The following is a 20814-nucleotide window of genomic DNA, read 5'->3' as shown; positions in this document are numbered from 1 at the left end:
CCAAAAGGGGCACCCGGCTTGATGCTGGGTGCCCCTTTTGCCGTTATACGGCTCGCATGTAGGCCGTGATTTAACCCTTGCTTGACATCCGCCACAGCGATCACGGGCCGCGACCGCGTTATAACGGTTCCGATAAGAAAGTGCGCGATCAAGACAGGAAACGTGTCGACGTCCTCCCCGCGGCCGAGCCACGGGAGAAACAAGGGGTCACCACGCTGGAGGTATTTAGCATGAACTGGGGGCCGCCCAGAACGGCGAACGTCACGATGACCTTCGATCCCGAAGGGCTGACCCGCACCCAGCGTGAGGGCGACGCCTGCGTGGCCTGCCACAAGAAGTGGCCGCGCCCGCGGATCAGGATCGGCCGCCTTCCCGACGGCACAGCCCTGTTCGCCTGCCCGGAGTGCGCCGACGCGCTGCTCCCGCAGGACGACACCCGCTCCCTTCCCCGGCGCGCGGCCTTCTTCTGAACCTTCCCGGACCGCCGGTGCGGGCCACCGGCCCCGCGCCGGCCGCCGGCCCCGGGCCCACCCCGGCGGCCCTCCGAACCGGCCCCGGCTTTCCCGCGCCCCCCGGGAACCGGCTCACCCGAAGTGGTCCACTCCGGTAGTTTCTCCACATCGAAGCATCGAGACATCGAAGCGTCGAAGCATCGAGGCACCGAGACATCGGGGCAGCAGAGCACCGGAGCGCGCCCGCACGCCCGGGATCGAACCACCGTACGGCCGGGAAGGCGAGGAGGACCCCCTCCCGCGCGGACGGATGTCGAGACCGGGCTCCCCGCTCCGACCTGCCTGTGAGAGGCGCCCGCGACCGGGCGCCGCGAGCACGAGGAGCGAGACCGTGAAGTACATGCTGCTGATCTACAACAACCCCGCGACCTGGGAGGCCCTCTCCAAGGAGGAGATCGAGGGCCTGATGGGCGAGGCCGAGGCCATCATGAACGAGCTCGCCGACTCCGGGGAGTGGGTCGGCGGGCAGGCGCTGGCCGATCCCTCGCAGAGCAAGACCGTGAAGGTGCGTGACGGCGCCCCCGCCACCACGGACGGGCCGTTCCTGGAGGCCAAGGAGCACCTGGCCGGATACTGCGTGATCGACTGCGAGACCCCCGAGCGGGCGGTCGAGATCGCCGCGCGCTGGCCGGACGCCCGGCTGTGCGCGATCGAGCTACGACCGATCATGGACGGGACCGGCGTCGAGGCGTGACCGCTCCCACCGGCGCCGAGGACCTGCTGCGCGAGCTCGCGCCGCAGGTGCTCGGCGTGCTCGTCCGGCGCTACGGGCACTTCGACGCGTGCGAGGACGCCGTGCAGGAGGCGCTGCTGGCCGCCGCCCTGCAGTGGCCCGAGCAGGGCCCGCCGGACAACCCCCGGGGCTGGCTGGTCACGGTCGCGTCCCGCAGGCTCACCGACGAGCTGCGCAGCGAGTACGCGCGCAACCGCAGGGAGAGCATGCTCGCGGCGCGGGCGCCCGCCGACGAGTACCTGTCGCCCGCCGCCGACGCCGAACCGGTCGGCGGGCAGGACGACACCCTGACCCTGCTGTTCCTGTGCTGCCACCCCGCCCTCACCCCCGCCTCGCAGATCGCGCTCACCCTGCGGGCCGTCGGCGGCCTGACCACCGCGCAGATCGCCCGCGCGTTCCTCGTCCCCGAGGCGACCATGGCCCAGCGCATCAGCCGGACCAAGCAGCGGATCAAGAGCACGGGCATCCCCTTCGCGCCGCCTCCCGCGCCCGAGCGGGCCGAGCGGCTACGGGTGGTCCTGCACGTGCTCTACCTGATCTTCAACGAGGGGTACACGACCACCTCGGGCCCGGACCTGCAGCGCCGCGAGCTGACCGGCGAGGCGATCAGGCTCACCCGCGCGGTGCACGGGCTGCTGCCCGACGACGGCGAGGTGACCGGGCTGCTCGCCCTCATGGTGCTCACCGACGCCCGGCGGCCGGCGCGCACCGGCCCCGGCGGCGCGCTCATCCCACTCGCCGAGCAGGACCGGAGCCTGTGGAGCGGGGAGTCGATCGCCGAGGGGGTCGCGCTCGTCACCGGCGCGCTGGCGCGGGCCCCGCTCGGCCCGTACCAGCTCCAGGCCGCGATCGCCGCGGTGCACGCCGAGGCGGCTCACGCGAAGGACACGGACTGGCCGCAGATCCTCGTGCTGTACCGGCTGCTCGAACGCCTGGCCCCCAACCCGATGGTCACGCTCAACCACGCCGTCGCGCTCGCGATGGTGCAGGGCCCGGGAGCGGGGCTCGACCTGCTCAAGACCCTGGAGGCCGACGACCGGATGGCCGGGCACCACCGCCTGCACGCGGTGCGCGCGCACCTGCTGGAGACGGCCGGAGACCGCGAGGCCGCCCGCGCCGGCTACCGGGAGGCCGCGCGCCGCACCACCAGCCTCCCCGAGCAGCGCTACCTGGAGGGCAGGGCCGCCCGGCTGGCGCGGCCGGAACCATAGGCGGCCTTTACGAAGTAAGCCTGCGGAGCGGGCGTCAGGCGGACAGGAGCTCCCTGGTGGTCTCGTCGCGCATGCCCCACGGCGAGCCGTAGGCGTTGAGCAGCTCCAGGAAGGGCACCGCGTCGAACGCCTCGGGGCCGAGCACCCCGCTGCCCGACCAGGCGCCGGTGGCCAGCAGCTCCAGGGCGACCACCGGGTGCACGGCCGTCTGCCAGACCACGGCCTGGCAGCCGTACTCCCGCATCGACCACTCGTTGTCGACCACGTGGTAGAGGTAGACCTCGCGCGGCGCGCCGTCCTTGCCCACGCCCTTCACCCAGGTTCCCGCGCAGGTCTTGCCCCGCATCCGGTCGCCGAGCGTGGCCGGGTCGGGGAGACTGGCCGCGACCATGTCGCGCGGCGAGGCCTCGACGCCACCCACCTTGATCTTGTCCGCGTTGTCCAGGCCGAGCTTGTGCAGGGTCTTCAGCACCCCGATGAACTCCTCGCCCAGGCCGTACTTGAACGTCACCCGCTTGGCGTCGATGTAGCGCGGCACCAGGAGCACCTCCTCGTGCTCGACGTTGACGCACTCCACGGGCCCGATCCCCTCGGGGAAGTCGAACACCTCGGGCTCGCTGAACGGCTCGGTGGTGTGCCAGTCGCCGTTCTCCCAGATCACCGGCGGGTTGAGGCACTCCTCGATGGTCGTCCAGATGGAGAACGTCGGCGCGAAGTCGTAGCCGTCGACCACCAGGTTGGAGCCGTCGCGGATGCCGATCTCCTCGATGGTCTCGAACAGGTGCTCGGCGGCGTAGCGCGCGAACACGTCGGCCAGCCCCGGCTCCACGCCCATGCCGACCAGCGCCAGCCCGCCCTTCTCTCGCCAGGCCTCACCGAGGGCGAACTGCTCGTCGCCGAGCTTCACCCCGGTCAGCTCGTACGGCCTGCGCGGGTGGGGCCGCGACAGCGACATCGCCATGTCGAGGTAGTGGGCGCCGACGTTGAGCGCGGCCTCGAACAGCGACATGGTGAAGCGGGGATCCACCGCGTTGAAGAGCACGTCGCAGCGGTGCTCGGCGAGGGCGGCCTCGACCGCGGCCCGGTCGGAGGCGTCCAGCCCGATGGCGCTGAAGCGCGAATCCGCGATCTTGGCCACGACCGCGGCGGCCCGGTCCTGTTGGGAGTCGGCGACCACGATGTGTTCGAAGAAATCTCGGCGTGCGGCGATCGGCACAACGGCGGAACCGACGCCGCCCGCTCCAACAAGAAGGATTCTCATGCGGGTAGCCTACCCACTGACTGGTCGACCAGTCGATAGCGAGACCATGATTTTCCCACTGAATCCATCGTCGAAAGCGATCAAGGCAACGAAAAACACCGCCATGGGCGGGATATGCGGGCATGACGGAGGAAGAGCGTGCGCGAGGAGGACGACGGGCCCACGACCCGTCAGGCCAGGACCCGCCCCATCGGAACCCGAGCCGTCAGGCCCGGGCCCGAGGGGAGCCGGTCACTTCACGAGCCGCTTCCAGCGCTCCGCCCACTCGGTGTGGTCGGTGCATTCCCCGCCACGGCCCCCGCAATCGCGCGTCGGGCGGGCGGCGAAGCGGACGTCGCGCAGCCACCGGCTGTCACGCGCGTGGTAGACCTCGCACATCCGGCGGGCCTGCCCGCCGCACGCGTCCGGGTTGGCCGGGGCGAGCCCGGTCCAGGCCGCGGCGGGGCGCTGCGCCGCCGCCGAGCTCATCCAGTTCAGCCACCGGTAGGCGCAGTTGGGGCTGGCGGGCCTGGCCGCGAGCATCCACGAGTCGACCCACCCGGTCATCGGCACCCCGGTCAGCGCCTTCGTCGGCCGGCCCGCGCGCTGGAAGAGGTCCAGGTGGTACGGGAGGGCCTGGGCGATGCGTACCGGCCCCGCCGACAGGGCCCTGACCAGTTCGAGGGAGCCGTCCCAGTAGACCCGGTCGGGGCCGTCGCCCTCGGCGAGGAGCTTGACGGCGGCGTCGAGCTGGGCCGAGGTGAGCTGGAAGGGATCCTCGATCTCCAGCTCGGGACGCGTCCGGCTCAGGGCGAGCGCGGCGTCGGCGATGCTCATCGGGCTGTTCCTGATCGCCGCCGGAACCGCCCCGTAGAGCGCCGACGGCCCCTCCGGCCTGCCCCCCTCGTAGACCACCCGGTTGACCCCCCACAGGTAGGGGATCCCGTAGACCTTGCCGTCCTCGCGCAGGCCGGGCAGCTCGCGCAGGCGCTTGGGGATGTGCTTGTAGCCCGAGACCAGCCTCGTGTCCAGCGGCGCCACCTTCCCCTGCGCCACCAGCTGACCGGCCAGGTCGGGGGCGGGCGAGACGGCGTCGTAGGCCCCCGCGGCGAACCTGGCTGCCATCTCCTCGCTCGTACGGACCTGGTCGAGCTTGACGACGCAGCCGGTGTCCTGCTCGAAGGGCGCGAGCCAGTTGACCCGCGAGCTGGTCCCGCCGTACTCGGCGTACCCCTGGAAGGTCAGCACCTGGAGCGTGCCCTCGCCCTTGCCGATGGACGCCGACGGCGTCGGGACCGGGGTCGGGGTCGGGGTCGCGCCGGAACCGGCGGTGGGCGTCACGGTGGATGTCGCGCCGGACGTCACGGGCGTGACGGAGGGCGAGGGGCCGCGCACCGGCCTCGCCTCGCTCGCGGCTCCCGCCTGGGCACAGGCGGCGAGCGCCAGCCCGCCCACTCCCAGCAGCGCTCCCAGGCGCGCCCGGCGGAGCCTGTCACTGCCCACGAGGCCCACGAGGTCTCCTCCCGACGTCGCCACCGATCTGCCCGGGAGCCTACCGGCCCGCATCCCGCGCCGGGTCCCGCCGGCGCGCGTGCCCCGCGCGCCACACCGGAAAGAGCCGGAAAGAGCCGGAGGTGGCGGAAGGCGGCGGAGAATACGCGAGGCCCGCGCCCCGGCAGGAGGGGCGCGGGCCTCGCGGGCCAGAGGTTACCCGTTGGTCGGGAAGCCGAGGTTGACGCCCCCGTGACTCGGGTCGAGCCACCGGGAGGTGACGACCTTGCCCCGGGTGTAGAAGTGCACGCCCTCGGTGCCGTGCACGTGGGTGTCGCCGAAGAGCGAGGCCTTCCAGCCGCCGAAGCTGTAGAAGGCCATCGGCACCGGGATCGGCACGTTGATGCCGATCATGCCGACCTCCACCTCGTTCTGGAAGCGCCGGGCCGCGCCGCCGTCGTTGGTGAAGATCGCGGTGCCGTTGCCGAACTCGCCGCCGTTGATCAGCTCCAGGCCCTCCTCGTACGAGGAGACGCGGACGATCGCCAGGACCGGGCCGAAGATCTCCTCCCGGTGGACCCGGGAGCCGGCGGGCACGTGGTCGAGGACCGTGGGGCCCAGCCAGAAGCCGGGGGTCTCCTGGGCGGCGCCGCCGCCCAGGACCGAGGTCAGGCGGCCGTCCACGACGAGCTTCGCGCCCTCGGAGACGCCCAGGTCGAGGTAGGAGACGACCTTGTCGCGGTGGACCCCGGTGACGAGGGGCCCCATCTGGGAGGACGGGTCGTCGCCGGGACCGACGGTCAGCTCCGAGACCCGGGAGACGATCTTGTCGACCAGCTCGTCCCCGACCGGGTCCACGGCGAGCACGACGGAGATCGCCATGCAGCGCTCCCCCGCCGAGCCGAAACCGGCCGACACCGCGGCGTCGGCGACGAGGTCGAGGTCGGCGTCGGGCAGGACCAGCATGTGGTTCTTGGCGCCGCCGAGCGCCTGGACCCGCTTGCCGTGGGCGGTGCCGGTCTCGTAGACGTACCTGGCGATGGGCGTGGACCCGACGAACGAGACCGCGCGCACGTCCGGGTGCTCCAGCAGCCGGTCCACCGCGACCTTGTCGCCCTGGACGACGCCGAAGACGCCGTCGGGCAGCCCGGCCTCCTTCCACAGCGCGGCCATCAGCAGCGACGCCGAGGGGTCCTTCTCCGACGGCTTGAGGACGAAGGCGTTGCCCGCGGCGATCGCGATCGGGAACATCCACATCGGCACCATGGCCGGGAAGTTGAACGGGGTGATCCCGGCGACGACGCCCAGCGGCTGCCGGATCGAGTAGGAGTCGACCCGGGTGGACACCCCCTCGGAGAAGCCGCCCTTGAGCAGGTGCGGGATGCCGCAGGCGAACTCCACGACCTCCAGGCCCCTGGCGACCTCGCCCAGCGCGTCGGAGTGGACCTTGCCGTGCTCCTCGGAGATGAGCCGGGCGAGCTCGTCGCGGTTGGCGTACATCAGCTCGCGGAAGCGGAACAGCACCTGCGAGCGCTTGACCAGCGAGGCGTCCCGCCACGCGGGCCAGGCCGCGACGGCGGCGGCCACGGCCGCGTCGACCTCGTCCACGGACGCGAGGTGGACCCGCCCGGCGACCTCCCCGGTCGCGGGGTCGAAGATCTCGGAGGTACGGCCGGAGCCCTCGACGGGGCCGCCGCCGATCCAGTGGGTGACGTTCTTCACGAGACGACCTCGGCGTTGATGGTTTCGAGCGCGTTGACGATGATCCCGAGTCCCTCGGCGGCCTCGTCGAGGGTCAGGGTGAGCGGCGGGGCCATCCGGAGCACGTTGCCCTTCAGACCGCCCTTGCCCGCGAGCAGGCCGGACTTCCTGGTCTCCTCCATGAACCGGGCGGCGAGGGCCGGTGAGGGCTCGCCGTTCGCCGGGTCGACCAGCTCGACGGCGAACATCAGGCCCTTGCCGCGGACGTCGCCGACGATCGGCAGGCGCGGCGCCGCCTCGCGCAGCCCGTCGAGGATCAGGGTGCCGGTCCTGGCGGCGTTCGCCTGCAGGTCGTGGTCGAGGACGTAGTCCAGGGTGGCGTTGGCGGCGGCCATGGAGATCGGGTTGCCGCCGAAGGTGGCCAGCCCGACGGCGTGCAGGTCGTCCATCAGGTCACCGCGGGCCACGACGCCCCCCACCGCGAAGCCGTTGCCCAGCCCCTTGGCGAAGGTCATCATGTCGGGCGTGACGCCGTGGTTCTGGATGCCGAAGAAGGCCGAGCCGGTGCGCCCCCAGCCGGTCTGCACCTCGTCGGAGACGAACAGGATGCCCTCGGCGTCGAGGACCTCCTTGTAGGCGGCGAACAGCCCGTCGGGGGCCATGGTGAAGCCGCCCACCCCCTGGATCGGCTCGGCGATCAGCGCCGCCACGTCACTGGAGACCGCGGTGGAGAGCACGTGGCGCAGGTCGTCGACGCAGGCGGCGATGTAGTCGCTGTCGGACAGGCCGCGGAACTGGGTGAGGTGCCGGTCGGCGCCGTGCAGGAAGTGCACGTTCAGCGGCGACAGCGAGTTGTTCTTCCACGCGCGGTTGCTCGTGACGCTGACCGCCCCGAAGGAGCGGCCGTGGTAGCTCTGCCGCATGGCGAGCACCTGGTCGGACTTGCGCGCGTACGTCGCCAGCAGCAGCGCGGTCTCGTTGGCCTCGGTGCCGGAGTTGGTGAAGAAGACCTTCGCGTCCGGGATGCCGGAGAGCCTGGCGATCTTCTCGGCCAGCTCGACCTGGCCGCGCAGCAGGTAGACCGTGGAGGTGTGCACCACGCCGGTGGCGATCTGCCGCTCGACGGCCTCCCGCACCTCGGGCACGTCGTACCCGATCATGTTGGTCAGGATGCCCGCGAAGAAGTCGAGATAGCTCTTGCCCGACGCGTCGACGACGCGGTTTCCCTTGCCCGAGACGATCTCGATGGGCTCGTCGTAGTAAAGGGCCAGCCAGTTGGGCATTACCGCGCGGTGGCGCGCAAGGAGGTCCGACATACATCGAGTATCGCCTCTCGGCGCCACCGCTCATACCTACAACATGTCGGGATGTTCGCACCGAACCCATCACACTGTCAGGTCTCGCCGGTGCGGATCACCCTTCCTGAGTGGCCTGTGCGGCTCACGCCCCGCGACGCGTCCCATGCGGCTCGCGCCACGCGACGGATGGCGCGAGCCGCACAGGAGGGCCGGGCGGAGCACCCCCCAGGTTCCCCGCCCGAGCTTTCCCTGGTCATGTGGCCGGGTAAAGTCCAGCATCGCCCATATTTCCTATCAAAGCAACCTGGAATGCATGAATATTGTCCGGTCGGTCCGGGGCGCCCGCCGAGACGAGGTGGGCCGGTGGCCGACCCGCCCGGGTCCGCCCGGGTCTGCTCGGACAGACCCGGGCAGGTCGGCCACCGGCGGGCGGGCACGCGGGATCGGCGGCCCGGAGAACCGCTCAGCGCTCGGCTTCCACCAGGTCCGCGTCCGGACCGGCCGCGGGCGCGGGTGCGGGTGCGGGGCGCAGCACCAGGAACGCCAGCGTGGCGGCGGCCAGGGTGAAGGCGGCCCCCACCCAGGAGCCGAACGACATGGCCGAGACGAACGCCTCGCGCGCGGTCCCGATCACCCCCGCGTCGCCCAGCCGCAGCGCCTCGCCGATCGACTCGCGCGCGGCGGCCGGGGCGTCGGCGGGCATCGACGAGGTGTAGACCCCGGCCAGCACGCTGCCGAGCACGGCGATGCTCAGCGCCATGCCGACCTGCTGGACGGTGTCGTTGAGCGCCGACCCGACACCGGCGTGCGCGGGCGGCACCGCTCCCATCAGCGTCGTGTAGGCCGCGGGCCCCGCCAGGCCGCCGCCGACCCCCATCAGCATGAGGCCGGTGATCAGCAGGCCGTACCCGGTGTCGGCGGTCATGAAGGCGAGCACCCCGAAACCGCCGGCCATCACGGTGAGGCCGACGGCGACGAGCACCCGGTTGCTGACCTTCTGTCCCAAGCCGGCGCCGACCCCGTTGAACAGCGCGGCGGCCACGGCGTAGGGCAGCAGCGCGAGACCGGCCCGCATGGGGCCGTACCCCAGCACGAACTGCAGGTACTGGGTGAGCATCAGCAGCAGCGCGCCCGTGCCGAACGACATCAGCACGATCGAGAACGACGCCCCGCTGAAGTTCCGGCTGCGGAACAGTTCGAGCGGGAGCATCGGGTGCTCCGACCTGAGCTCCCAGATCACGAACGCCGTCAGCGCGACCACCGCCACCCCGGCGCCGATCAGTGACTCCACCGAGGTCCACCCCGCGGTCGGCGCGGAGATGACCACGTAGACCAGGGCGCTCATGCCGGTCGTGGACAGCACCACGCCGGCCGGGTCGAGCCTTCTCGCCGGACCGCGCGACTCGGGCATCAGCAGCGCCGCCGCGATCACGGCGACCACCGCGACCGGCACGTTGAGCAGGAAGATCGACCCCCACCAGTAGTGTTCGAGCAGGAAGCCGCCCAGCGTCGGACCGGCGATCACGCCGACCATCGCCACCGCGCTCCACGCGGCGATCGCCTTGCGGCGCTCCTCCTCGTCGAAGACGGTGATCAGGATCGACAGGGTGCTCGGCATCAGGATGGAGCCTCCGACACCCATCAGCGCGCGGGCGCCGATCAGATGCCAGGGCTCGGTGACCAGCACGGCCACCAGCGAGGCGCCGCCGAACAGCACCAGGCCGATGATCAGGAAACGCTTGCGTCCGTAGCGGTCGGACAGGCTGCCCGAGGTGAGCAGCAGACCGGCGAAGACCAGGACGTAGGCGTCGATGATCCACTGGATGTCCGCCGGGCTCGCCCCCAGGTCGACCATCAACGCGGGGATCGCCAGGTTCAGCACGGTGTTGTCCACCACGAGGACCAGCAGGCTCAGGCAGAGCACCCCGAGGATCCACCAGCGCCTGGGATCGCGTTCTTCTCGTACAGTGTTCGATTTCACTCGCACACCGTACGATAACCTCGAACGGTGTGCCACCGGATTTATGCTGGAACCGTGAAAGAGCACTTCAGCTCCGTCTGGACGCGCGAGCGCCGCGCCGCGAAGAGTCCCACCCTCAGCCGTGAGCAGATCGTGCGCGCGGCGATGGAACTGCTCGACGCCGAGGGGCTCGACGCGCTGAGCATGCGCCGCCTGGGCGCCAGGCTCGGCTCCGGGACGACCAGCATCTACTGGCACGTGGCCAACAAGGACGAGTTACTGGAACTGGTCCTCGACGAGGTCTACGGCGAGTTCGGCATGCTGGACGTCCGGGAGACCACCTGGCGCAACGCCGCGTCCTCCTTCGCGTACGGCATCCGCCAGGCGCTCTTCAAGCACCCCTGGGTCATCAGTTTCATCGGCACGACCCCCGCCATCGGTCCCAACGCGATGCGGATGATGAGCGGGCTCGTCGCCACCTTCGACCACGCCGGGTTCCGCGGCCTCGACCAGGACTACGCCGCCTCGACGCTCCTGGCCTACGTGCTCGGGGTCACCGCGCCCGAGCTCTCCTGGCGGTCCATGCGCGAGGAGACGGGCCTCGACTCCAACGAGCTGAACGCGGCCATCCAGCCCGTGGTGGAGAAGGCCGCCGCGGACTATCCCGAGCTGGCCGCCCGCTACGCCGAGTTCGGGTGCATGGACGTCGACACCGCCAGGGCGCTCAACTTCGAGTTCGGCCTGACCTGCTTCCTCGACGGCCTGGAGGCCCGCCTGAACCGAGCCGCCTCACCTCCGGCGTCGCCGGGCCGCTCGGCGCCGGGTGTCCCCGCCGCCGGGGACGACGTCAGGAGTTGACCCGGGGGGAACGCCGGGGGCGGACCGGCGAACCCCGAGGACGGCGCCGGACGCCCCCGCCCTAGATCTCCAGCCACCGCTGGATGCGGCGGAGCAGCTCCTGGGCGTCGACGGGTTTGGTGACGTAGTCGCTGGCCCCCGCGGACAGGGTCTTCTCCCGGTCGCCCTGCATGGCCTTGGCGGTCACCGCGATGATCGGCAGGTTCGCGAAGTCGGCCATCTTGCGGATGGCGGCGGTCGCGGCGTAGCCGTCCATCTCCGGCATCATGATGTCCATCAGGACCAGGTCGATGTCCTCGTTGCGCGACAGGATCTCGATGCCCTTGCGGCCGTTCTCCGCGTACAGGACCTGCATGCCGTGCAGCTCCAGGATGTTGGTGAGCGCGAAGACGTTGCGGACGTCGTCGTCGATGACCAGGACCTTCCTGTCCACCAGCACGGTGTCGACCTCCTCCACCGGCTGCGGCCGCTCGTCGGGGCTGGGCTGCACCAGCGGCAGCACGTCACCCGGCTCCGGGGCCGACAGGTGCAGGGTGATGCGCTCGCGCAGCTCGTCGAGGCTGGGCAGGCGCTCCAGCGGCTGGGTGTTGGACCGGCCCTTGAGGAGGTTCTCCTGCGGCCGGGTGAGCGTGCGGGTGTGGTGGGCGAGCACCGGCAGCCCGCGCAGCACCGGGTCGTCGTCCAGCATGCGCAGGAAGTCGGCCGCCGCGTCCTGGCGCATGCCCAGGTCGAGCACGATGCAGTGGTGGTCGTCCGCGCCCAGGATCTGCAGGGCGGAGACCGGGTCGTTGGCGGTCGACACCTGGACGGGACCGTGCGTCTCCGGCAGGTCGGCCACGACGCTCTCGGCCAGCTGCGAGAGCAGCCCGTTGGGACGGGACTCCACGACGAGCAGCCGCCGCCCCTCCGCCCTCGGGAACCTCTCCGAGGGTACGGTCACCGGCGCGGGAAGCGCCGGCAGGACCGGGGCGGCCGCGACGCCGGGGTCACCCCCGGTGGCCGCGCGAGAGGCCCCCGGGGTGAGCTCGGCGATCGGCAGGTAGAGGCTGAAGGTGCTGCCCGAGCCCAGGACGCTGACCGCCCGGATCTCGCCGTTGAAGAGCGCGGCGATCTCGCGGCTGATGGACAGTCCCAGCCCGGTGCCGCCGTACTTGCGGCTGGTCGTGCCGTCGGCCTGCTGGAAGGCGTCGAAGATCTGGGAGAGGTTCTCCTCGGCGATGCCGATGCCGGTGTCGACGACCTGGAAGGCGAGCGCCTCCTGCCCGTAGGCCCCCGGCAGGCTCATCGTGCCCACCCGCTCGATGCGGAGCTCCACCGAGCCCCTCTCGGTGAACTTCACCGCGTTGGAGAGCAGGTTCCGCAGCACCTGCCTGAGGCGCTGCTCGTCCATGAGCAGCTCCTCGGGCACGTCGGGGGCGACCACGACGTCGAAGCGCAGCCCCTTCTCCGTGGTCAGCGGGCGGAAGGTGGCCTCGACGTAGTCCAGGAGCTGGCGCAGCGGCAGCGGCTCCAGGCTGATGTTCATCTTGCCCGCCTCGATCTTCGACAGGTCGAGGATGTCGTTGATCAGCTGGAGCAGGTCGGTGCCCGCCGAGTGGATGACGTTGGCGTACTCCACCTGCTTGGCGGTGAGGTTGCGGGCCGGGTTCTGCGCCAGCAGCTGGGCCAGGATGAGCAGCGAGTTGAGCGGGGTGCGCAGCTCGTGGCTCATGTTGGCCAGGAACTCGCTCTTGTACTTGGAGGCGAGCGCGAGCTGCTTGGCCCGGTCCTCCAGCTCCTGCCGCGCCTGCTCGATCTCCCGGTTCTTCGTCTCGATGTCGTGGTTCTGCCGGACCAGCAGCTCCGCCTTCTCCTCCAGCTCGGCGTTGGAGCGCTGCAGCTCCTCCTGCCCGACCTGCAGCTCGGTCGCGAGGCGCTGCGACTCGGTGAGCAGGGAGTCGGTACGGGCGTTGGCGACGATCGTGTTGACGTTGACGCCGATGGTCTCCACCAGCTGCTCCAGGAAGCCCCGGTGCACCTGGGTGAAGCGGTTGAGGCTGGCCAGCTCGATCACGCCCAGGACCTGGTCCTCGACGATGATCGGCAGCACGATGAGGTTGACCGGACCGGCCGCCCCCAGGCTCGAGGAGATGGTGATGTACCCGGCGGCGATGTCCTCGACCAGGATGGACCGCTTGGCCACGGCGGCCTGTCCCACCAGGGAGTCCCCGAAGAAGTGGCGGCGGCCGGTCTCCCGGTGGCCGTAGCAGCCGACCACCCGCAGCTCCGAGCCGTCCGGCTTCTCCTCGGCGAGCAGGAACGTGCCGTGCTGGGCGGAGACCAGCGGGGCCAGCTCGTTCATCACCAGCTCGGCCACGACGGCGAGGTCGCGGTGGCCCTGCATCAGCCCGGAGATGCGGGCCAGGTTCGACTTGAGCCAGTCCTGCTCCTGGTTGGCCAGGGTGGTCTCGCGCAGCGACTTCACCATGGAGTTGATGTTGTCCTTGAGCTCGGCCACCTCGCCCGAGGCGTCGACGGTGATCGAGCGCGTCAGGTCGCCCGAGGTCACCGCGCTGGTCACCTCGGCGATGGCCCGCACCTGCCGGGTGAGGTTCCCGGCCAGCTCGTTGACGTTCTCCGTCAGCCGCTTCCAGGTACCGGATACGCCCTCGACCTCGGCCTGCCCGCCCAGCCGCCCCTCGCTGCCGACCTCGCGGGCCACCCGGGTGACCTCCGCGGCGAACGACGACAGCTGGTCGACCATCGTGTTGATGGTGGTCTTCAGCTCCAGGATCTCGCCCCGGGCGTCCACGTCGATCTTCTTGGTCAGGTCGCCCTGCGCGACCGCCGTGGTGACCTGCGCGATGTTGCGGACCTGGTTGGTCAGGTTGTTGGCCATCGAGTTGACGTTGTCGGTGAGGTCCTTCCAGGTGCCGGCCACGTTGGGCACGCGCGCCTGGCCGCCCAGCTCGCCCTCGGTGCCGACCTCGCGCGCCACCCGCGTCACCTCGTCGGCGAACGCGCTCAGCGTGTCGACCATCGTGTTGATGGTCTGGGCGAGCGCGGCGACCTCGCCCTTCGCCTCGACGGTGATCTTCTGCGACAGGTCGCCCCTGGCGACCGCCGTGGTGACCTGCGCGATGCTGCGGACCTGGCTGGTCAGGTTGTTGGCCATCGAGTTGACGTTGTCGGTGAGGTCCTTCCAGGTGCCCGAGACCCCTCGTACGGTGGCCTGGCCGCCGAGGTTGCCCTCGGTGCCCACCTCGCGCGCCACCCGCGTCACCTCGTCGGCGAACGCGGAGAGCTGGTCGACCATCGTGTTGATGGTCTCCTTCAGCTCCATGATCTCGCCGCGGGCGTCGACCCGGATCTTCTGCGACAGGTCGCCCTTGGCGACCGCCGTGGTGACCTGCGCGATGCTGCGCACCTGGGCGGTGAGGTTGTCGGCCATCACGTTCACCGACTCGGTGAGCGCCTTCCAGGTGCCCGAGACGCCCTTGACGTCGGCCTGCCCGCCCAGCCGTCCGTCGGTGCCCACCTCACGCGCCACCCGGGTGACCTCGTCGGCGAACGACGACAGCTGGTCCACCATCGTGTTCAGCGTGTTCTTCAGCTCCAGGATCTCGCCCCGCGCCGAGACCGTGATCTTCTGCGACAGGTCGCCCCGGGCGACGGCGGTGGCCACCTGCGAGATGTTGCGCACCTGGTCGGTGAGGTTGCCCGCCATGTAGTTGACGGAGTCGGTGAGGTCGCGCCAGGTGCCCGAGACGCCCTTGACGTCGGCCTGCCCGCCCAGCCGTCCGTCGGTGCCCACCTCACGCGCCACCCGGGTGACCTCGTCGGCGAACGACGACAGCTGGTCCACCATCGTGTTGATGGTGTTCTTCAGCTCCAGGATCTCGCCCCGGGCGTCCACGGTGATCTTCTGCGACAGGTCGCCCTTGGCGACCGCCGTGGTGACCTGCGCGATGCTGCGCACCTGGTCGGTGAGGTTGCCCGCCATGAAGTTGACCGAGTCGGTGAGGTCGCGCCAGGTACCGGCGACGCCGGTCACCTCCGCCTGCCCGCCCAGCCGTCCGTCCGTGCCCACCTCACGCGCCACCCGGGTGACCTCGTCGGCGAACGACGACAGCTGGTCCACCATCGTGTTCAGCGTGTTCTTCAGCTCCAGGATCTCGCCGCGCACGTCCACGGTGATCTTCTGCGACAGGTCGCCGGTGGCGACCGCGGTCGCCACCTGGGCGATGTCGCGCACCTGGTCGGTGAGGTTGCCCGCCATCGCGTTCACCGAGTCGGTGAGATCCTTCCAGGTGCCGGACACGCCCGGCACCTCGGCCTGCCCGCCCAGCTGTCCCTCGGTGCCCACCTCGCGCGCCACCCGCGTCACCTCGGAGGTGAACAGCGACAGCTGGTCCACCATCCCGTTGAAGACGGTGGCGATCTCCTGCAGCAGCCCGTCGCCGTCCTCGGGCAGATGCGTGCCGAAGTCGCCGTCGCGCACCGCGGTCAAGCCTGCCAGGAGCTGGCGAAGATCCAGCTCCTCCACGCCTGAAGCGCCCTTCGTGGCCCTGCCCCGCACCGTGCCGGCGGTCTCAACCATGTCCACCATCGCGTCCCTCGGCCGTAAAAGGTGAGGCAATCCTAGGCTGGCGAAAGCGGGCGGGAAACGGGGGAATGGGGTGATACGGACGATAGGGCAGGCGGTAAACAGGCAGTGCCGAACAAGCTGTAAAGCACCTGTCACCCGCGCTTACATGCTGATCGGATATTCTCGACGAGTGCTCCCTACTGTCTCCGACGTCCTCGCCCTGGACACCGTCCGCCGGGGCAATCCACGCGTCGTGGCGGGAGCCGACCGGCTGGACAGCCGGGTGCGCTGGGTGCACGTGGGCGAGGTCACCGACATCGCCCACCTGTTGCGCGGCGGCGAGCTCGTGCTCACCACCGGTATAGCGCTGCCCGACGACCCCGGCAAGCTGGCCGACTACATCGCCGAGCTGGTCACCGTGGGCGCCTCGGGGCTGATCGTGGAGCTGGGCCGCAAGTTCATCGGCGAGCTGCCCGGCGCCGTGGTCCGCGCCGCCGAGGATCACGGCCTCCCCCTGGTCACCCTGGCCAGGGAGACACCGTTCGTGCAGATCACCGAGTCGGTGCACGCCCGGATCATCGACTCCCAGCTGGAGGAGCTCCGCGCCTCCGAGCAGCTGCACGAGGTCTTCACCGAGCTGTCGGTCGAGGGCGCCTCCCCCGCCGAGGTCCTCGGACAGGTCACCCGCCTGTCCGGCCACCCCGCGCTGCTGGAGAACCTCGCGCACCAGGTGCTGGCCTGCGAGACCGCCGGCCGCGACACCGGCTCGCTGCTGGCGGGCTGGGAGACCCGCTCCCGCGCGGTCGCCCCCGACCTGCGCACCGCCTACGACGCCGCCTCCGGCTGGCTGGTCACCATGGTCGGCGCGCGGGGCCAGGACTGGGGCCGCCTGATCCTGCTCTGCGACGCGGAGCCGGGGCCGCGCGACATCGTGCTCGCCGAGCGCGCCGCGACCACCCTCGCCCTGGGCCGCCTGCTGGAGCGCCACCAGGAGTCACTGGAACGCCAGGCGCACGGCACGATCATCACCGGCATCCTGACCCACGCGTACGCCGACCCCGAGGAGGCCGCGGCACGCGCCCGCGCGGTCGGCGTGCCGCTCACCGGCCGCAAGCTCGTCAGCGTGGTGCTCCGCCTGGCCGAGCCGGCCGAGAACACGCCCGACGGCCAGGAGCAGCTCGCCCAGCTCGGCGAGCTGGCGGACGCCGCCTCCGCCGCCTGCCGCGAGGCGCGCCTTCCCGCCCTGATCGGCGCCCTGGACCAGAACCGGGTCGGCGTCCTGCTCCCCCTGCCGCCGCGCGTCCTGCCCGAGTCCGCGCTGACCACGCTCGCCGACCACCTGCGCGTGGCCTTCACGACCCCCTTCGTCCTCGCCGCCGGCTCCGTGGTCGAGTCGGTCCGCGACGTGCGGAGGAGTTTCCTGGAGGCCGAGCAGGTCGCCGACGTGGCCGTCAGGCAGCCCGACGGCCGGGCCTTCTACCGGCTGCCCGACCTCCGCCTGAGAGGCCTGCTCCATCTTCTGCGCGACGACGCCCGGCTGCAGACCTTCGCCGAGCGCGAGCTCGGCCCGCTGCTCGCCCACGACGCCCAGCGCGGCGGCGACCTCACCAGGATCCTGCGGGTCTACCTCGACGCGGGCCGCAACAAGGCCGTCGCCGCCCAGCGGGCCCACCTGTCCCGGCCCGCCTTCTACGACCGCCTCCGCAGGCTGGAGCGCGTCCTCGACACCGATCTCGACGATGTCGAATCCTGTCTCTCCCTCCATGTCGCCCTCCTGGCGCTGGAGTCCTTCCGGAGAGACAGTCCCCGTTCCTGAAAGGCCCCGATGACCGAGATCTTCGTCCCCGAGACCGCCGATCTGACCCGGATGGTCACCGCCGCCGGGGCGTTCTCCGTCCCCACCGAGGACGTACGGCTGTCACCCGACGAGCTGGAGCCCCACCAGGTCCTGGCGGGCTCCCCGCGCGTCTCGTCGATCGAGCTGTGGTCCTCGCCGGACGGCAGGCAGAGCCGGGGCATCTGGGAGATCACGCCGGGCACGGTGGCCGATGTGGAACGTGACGAGATGTTCGTGGTCCTGTCCGGCCGCGCCACGCTGGAGGTCGAGGGCGGCGCCACCCTGGAGCTCGTCCCCGGGTCGGTCTGCCTGCTCGCCGAGGGCGCCAAGACCGTCTGGATCGTCCACGAGACCCTGCGCAAGGTGTATCACTGCGTGGGCTGACCCCCGGGACGCGGGTCGCACGACGTCCCGATGCCGTACGGCCCGCCGGCCACCGTTTCACGACCTGCCCTTCGGCCCGTCCCCCGCCACGCGACGACTCCTCGAAGCCGCGCGGCCCCCGAGACCGCGCCGGCCCTCGACGTCGTCGCGCACCGCCGAAGCCGCGAGGATTCCGGCTTCGTACGGCCCCTTGAAGCCAGGTGACTCCTCGAGGTCGTGCGGCGACTTCCACAGACCCTCGTAGCTTCCCGGAACTCTTCTCGGGAATCTTTTCAGGACTCTTCCGGACCTCCCGGCGACCGGGCCTGTCTGAATCGACGGTACTGACGATGTCCGGGCTAACCGTGTCTGTCGGACGCGGTGTCCACGCGGACGTGGTCGACGGGATCGTCCGCGCAGATGTGCAGATCCCAGCGGCGCGGACGCGTCAGGATCGCCCCCAGGATGACACCGAGGAACACACTTGCGATGATTACGATGAGAACGCTCAGCCCCATGACGGCTGCCTCTCGGAAAGATGTGCCGCTTGATCTGAGGGAATGCGGCCTACCGCACCGTAGCGCCGATTTCCTGCGCACGCGACAGAAATTCCGGGGACTAATCCTTATTGACCAGGCCCGTTGACCCGGCCGGAGCCTTTTCGCCTCTCCCGCCCGGCGATCTGGTCTCGCGTGAGCAATGACACTTTCTTGGGATGTTTCGCGTGTTTCGCTCCCCTGCACCCGTGGATCTCGGCACGATGGTGCACGAAGTCGGAGACCACCGGGGAGAGATGCACATGTCGCGACACCTTGTCGCTGGATTGACGGCCTTGACACTCACTACCGTGGCGATCCCCGCCGAGGCGGAGCAGGCGAGTTCGGGCTTTCCCTCCTCCGCGTTCCCCCTGGGGGTGAGCGTGGCCCCGGTGAGGACCCAGCAGAACGTGGCGCCGGGAATCACCCTTTTTAGTGTGAAACACGGCAAATCCACCCAAGGATGGACAGTTTCCGCTCTTATGCCCAACGGGCATGATTCCGGTTCCCTTGTCACCGCGCAGGCGGTGGCCCAGACCGTGGAGGACGCGGGGTTCACCCCTGAGATCCTGAAGGTCGTGCAACCCGCCGCCTCGGACGCCCCCGCCGTGGAGCGTTACATGGTCAGGACCGGCCTCTGGTCGTTCGGCCAGCGGGCCAAGGCCGACAAGGTCGTGAAGGAGCTCAAGGAGTTCGACGTCCGGGCCAAGACCGACTATCTCGGCGACGACGGCACCGAGAGCACCGGCCCCTGGGACATGCGCGTGCTGATGGTCAACCCGAAGGTGTTCAAGGGATCCTTCAGGACGAGCGTCGGCAAGAGCGTGGCCAAGCGCGAGAGCACCAGCTCGATGTCGAAGCTGACCGGCGCCATCGCCGGGGTCAACGGCGGGTTCTTCAACATCCACACGGCCAAGGCGCTCCAGGGCGACCCGGTCGGCGTGTCCGTCGTCGGCGGCAGGCTCCTCAGCGAGGCCGTACCCGGCCGCAGCGGCCTCGTCATCACCCAGGGCCGCAAGGCACAGATCACCGAGCTGAGGACGGCGGTCACCGCGATCTCCTCCGACGGGGCGAAGGCCGAGGTCAACGGCATCAACCGGGCCGCCGCGGCCGAGGAGCTCGTCCTCTACACCGAGGAGTTCGGCGGCAAGACGGCCGCCGACGGCGGCATCGAGGTCGTCGTCGACGCCGTCCAGCACAAGGTCATCAAGGTCCGCCAGGCCGGTGGCATCGTCGCCCGGGGCACCTACCTGCTCCACGGCACGGGCCTGGCGGCCGTCTGGCTCCAGGAACACGCGCAGGGAACCTGGATCAAGGTGGACAGCAAGGTCATCGACCTGCGCACGCAGCGGGCCATACCGCTCACCCCGGAGACGCACGTCATGGGTGGCGGGGTCGGGCTGGTCAGGAACGGGCGGGTACGCATCACCGCGGCGGCCGACGGACACGCCTCGATCAACATGATGCTCCGGCGCCACCCGCGCACGATGGTCGGTGTCGACAAGTCGGGCGGGCTGATCCTGGCCACCGTCGACGGGCGCAACCCGGGCGTCACCGTGGGCGCCTCGATGGTGGAGGCGGCCCGGTTGATGCGATGGCTGGGAGCCAGGCAGGCCATCAACTTCGACGGCGGCGGCTCCAGCGTGATGGTCGTCGGCCACAAGGCCGTGAACCGGCCCTCGGACGGCGCGGAGCGCACGGTGGGCGACGGTCTCTTCATCACGCCCTGAGAAGCGGTGCCCGAACGAAGAAGCCCCGGCCTTCCGGCCGGGGCTTCTTCGTCGTCCAGGGTTTCTCCGCCGTTCAAGGCTTCCCCGTCGTCCGGTGCCCATGAGAAGAGCCGCTACCCCGGCGGCGGATGCCGGCCCCGGCTCTCGCGGAGCGAGGGCACGGGTTCGCCGACACGCCGCCCGGCCGATCTGACGCGGCCGATCTGACGCGGCCGGGCAGATCGCTGCCGGGCAGATCGATGGCGGGCAGGTCGCTGCCGGCCGGTCTCGGGCACTCACCCATGCTCGAGGATCCGCCGCAGACCGCCGCACTCATCCTGGCCTTCACCGCGCAGGCGAACTGAACGAGCGGCTCGGCCTCGGTCCAGGAGGTCTGGGCCTGCCGTATTTCTCATCGGACCCGTGAAAGCACGAAGGCCCCCACCAAACCTGGTGGGGGCCCTCATGAAAGATTGTCCGGCGGTGACCTACTCTCCCACACCGTCCCCGGTGCAGTACCATCGGCGCTGAAGAGCTTAACTTCCGGGTTCGGAATGTAACCGGGTGTTTCCCCTTCGCCATAACCGCCGTAACCCTATGAAACACACAAACCTACTGTTTGTTGTCTCAGAATTGCGTAGTGGACGCGAGCACGATCCTCGGTGCGGCGCTGCTCCGAACCCACTGAGGAGTACAGAGCGCAAGCACACACCAAGCATGATTGCTTTGTGGTCAAGTCCTCGGCCTATTAGTACTGGTCAGCTCCACACATTACTGCGCTTCCACTTCCAGCCTATC

Annotated in this window: 14 protein-coding genes and 1 rRNA gene; 7 read left to right on the top strand and 8 right to left on the bottom strand. The window is 70.4% G+C overall.

The annotated features are described in order from the left end of the window. Positions 1–140 precede the first annotated feature (140 nt). The 3 genes from AC5L38_RS11860 to AC5L38_RS11850 all read left to right on the top strand — a co-directional run bounded on the left by AC5L38_RS11860 (position 141) and on the right by AC5L38_RS11850 (position 2456). Complete coding sequence (locus tag AC5L38_RS11860) at positions 141–470, top strand: hypothetical protein (RefSeq protein WP_495242812.1); 330 nt, start codon at positions 141–143, stop codon at positions 468–470. Between the two features lie 382 nt (positions 471–852). Continuing rightward, on the top strand, positions 853–1206 hold the full coding sequence (locus tag AC5L38_RS11855) for a YciI family protein (RefSeq protein ID WP_495243116.1): 354 nt from the start codon (positions 853–855) through the stop codon (positions 1204–1206). Beyond that, the gene (locus AC5L38_RS11850) at positions 1203–2456 is read left to right on the top strand and encodes an RNA polymerase sigma factor (protein ID WP_495242811.1); all 1254 of its coding nucleotides are present in this window, start codon (positions 1203–1205) and stop codon (positions 2454–2456) included. The genes AC5L38_RS11855 and AC5L38_RS11850 overlap by 4 nt, the downstream gene beginning before the upstream one ends. A 34-nt stretch (positions 2457–2490) precedes the next feature. On the opposite strand, the gene AC5L38_RS11845 is transcribed toward AC5L38_RS11850, so the two are convergent. The 5 genes from AC5L38_RS11845 to AC5L38_RS11825 all read right to left on the bottom strand — a co-directional run bounded on the left by AC5L38_RS11845 (position 2491) and on the right by AC5L38_RS11825 (position 10167). Next, positions 2491–3717: a saccharopine dehydrogenase family protein gene (locus AC5L38_RS11845; protein WP_495242810.1), complete on the bottom strand. Its 1227-nt coding sequence runs from the start codon at positions 3715–3717 to the stop codon at positions 2491–2493. A 231-nt stretch (positions 3718–3948) separates the two neighbouring features. Continuing rightward, positions 3949–5208, bottom strand: a complete 1260-nt coding sequence (locus AC5L38_RS11840; protein WP_495242809.1) for an extracellular solute-binding protein — start codon at positions 5206–5208, stop codon at positions 3949–3951. Between the two features lie 195 nt (positions 5209–5403). Beyond that, positions 5404–6909, bottom strand: a complete 1506-nt coding sequence (locus AC5L38_RS11835; RefSeq protein ID WP_495242808.1) for a CoA-acylating methylmalonate-semialdehyde dehydrogenase — start codon at positions 6907–6909, stop codon at positions 5404–5406. Then, entirely contained in the window at positions 6906–8204 is a 1299-nt protein-coding gene (locus AC5L38_RS11830; protein ID WP_495242807.1) for an aspartate aminotransferase family protein, read from the bottom strand. The genes AC5L38_RS11835 and AC5L38_RS11830 overlap by 4 nt, the downstream gene beginning before the upstream one ends. A gap of 445 nt (positions 8205–8649) precedes the next feature. Next, entirely contained in the window at positions 8650–10167 is a 1518-nt protein-coding gene (locus AC5L38_RS11825) for an MFS transporter (protein WP_495242806.1), read from the bottom strand. 54 nt (positions 10168–10221) lie between these two features. Here AC5L38_RS11825 and AC5L38_RS11820 point away from each other — a divergent pair, with 54 nt between their 5' ends. Beyond that, the gene (locus tag AC5L38_RS11820; protein ID WP_495242805.1) at positions 10222–11004 is read left to right on the top strand and encodes a TetR/AcrR family transcriptional regulator; all 783 of its coding nucleotides are present in this window, start codon (positions 10222–10224) and stop codon (positions 11002–11004) included. Between the two features lie 61 nt (positions 11005–11065). On the opposite strand, the gene AC5L38_RS11815 is transcribed toward AC5L38_RS11820, so the two are convergent. Continuing rightward, a complete protein-coding gene (locus tag AC5L38_RS11815; protein WP_495242804.1) occupies positions 11066–15583 on the bottom strand; it encodes a hybrid sensor histidine kinase/response regulator in 4518 nt (1505 codons plus the stop codon). 178 nt (positions 15584–15761) lie between these two features. Here AC5L38_RS11815 and AC5L38_RS11810 point away from each other — a divergent pair, with 178 nt between their 5' ends. Next, complete coding sequence (locus AC5L38_RS11810; RefSeq protein ID WP_495242803.1) at positions 15762–17387, top strand: PucR family transcriptional regulator; 1626 nt, start codon at positions 15762–15764, stop codon at positions 17385–17387. Positions 17388–17396: 9 nt separating this feature from the next. After that, positions 17397–17792, top strand: coding sequence for a cupin domain-containing protein (locus tag AC5L38_RS11805; protein WP_495242802.1), 396 nt, complete (start codon positions 17397–17399; stop codon positions 17790–17792). A gap of 338 nt (positions 17793–18130) precedes the next feature. On the opposite strand, the gene AC5L38_RS11800 is transcribed toward AC5L38_RS11805, so the two are convergent. Next, positions 18131–18253 (bottom strand): hypothetical protein, encoded by a 123-nt coding sequence (locus AC5L38_RS11800; protein ID WP_495242801.1) that lies wholly within the window; start codon positions 18251–18253, stop codon positions 18131–18133. A gap of 365 nt (positions 18254–18618) precedes the next feature. Between AC5L38_RS11800 and AC5L38_RS11795 the strand changes: the two genes are divergently transcribed. After that, a complete protein-coding gene (locus AC5L38_RS11795) occupies positions 18619–20037 on the top strand; it encodes a phosphodiester glycosidase family protein (protein ID WP_495242800.1) in 1419 nt (472 codons plus the stop codon). 454 nt (positions 20038–20491) lie between these two features. Here AC5L38_RS11795 and rrf read toward each other — a convergent pair. Further along, positions 20492–20608 (bottom strand): 5S ribosomal RNA (rrf, locus tag AC5L38_RS11790). Positions 20609–20814 lie beyond the last annotated feature (206 nt).

This window comes from Streptosporangium nanhuense (assembly GCF_059358815.1).
Note: the sequence above shows the minus strand (reverse complement) of the source record. Positions and strands in the feature narration are given on the sequence as shown.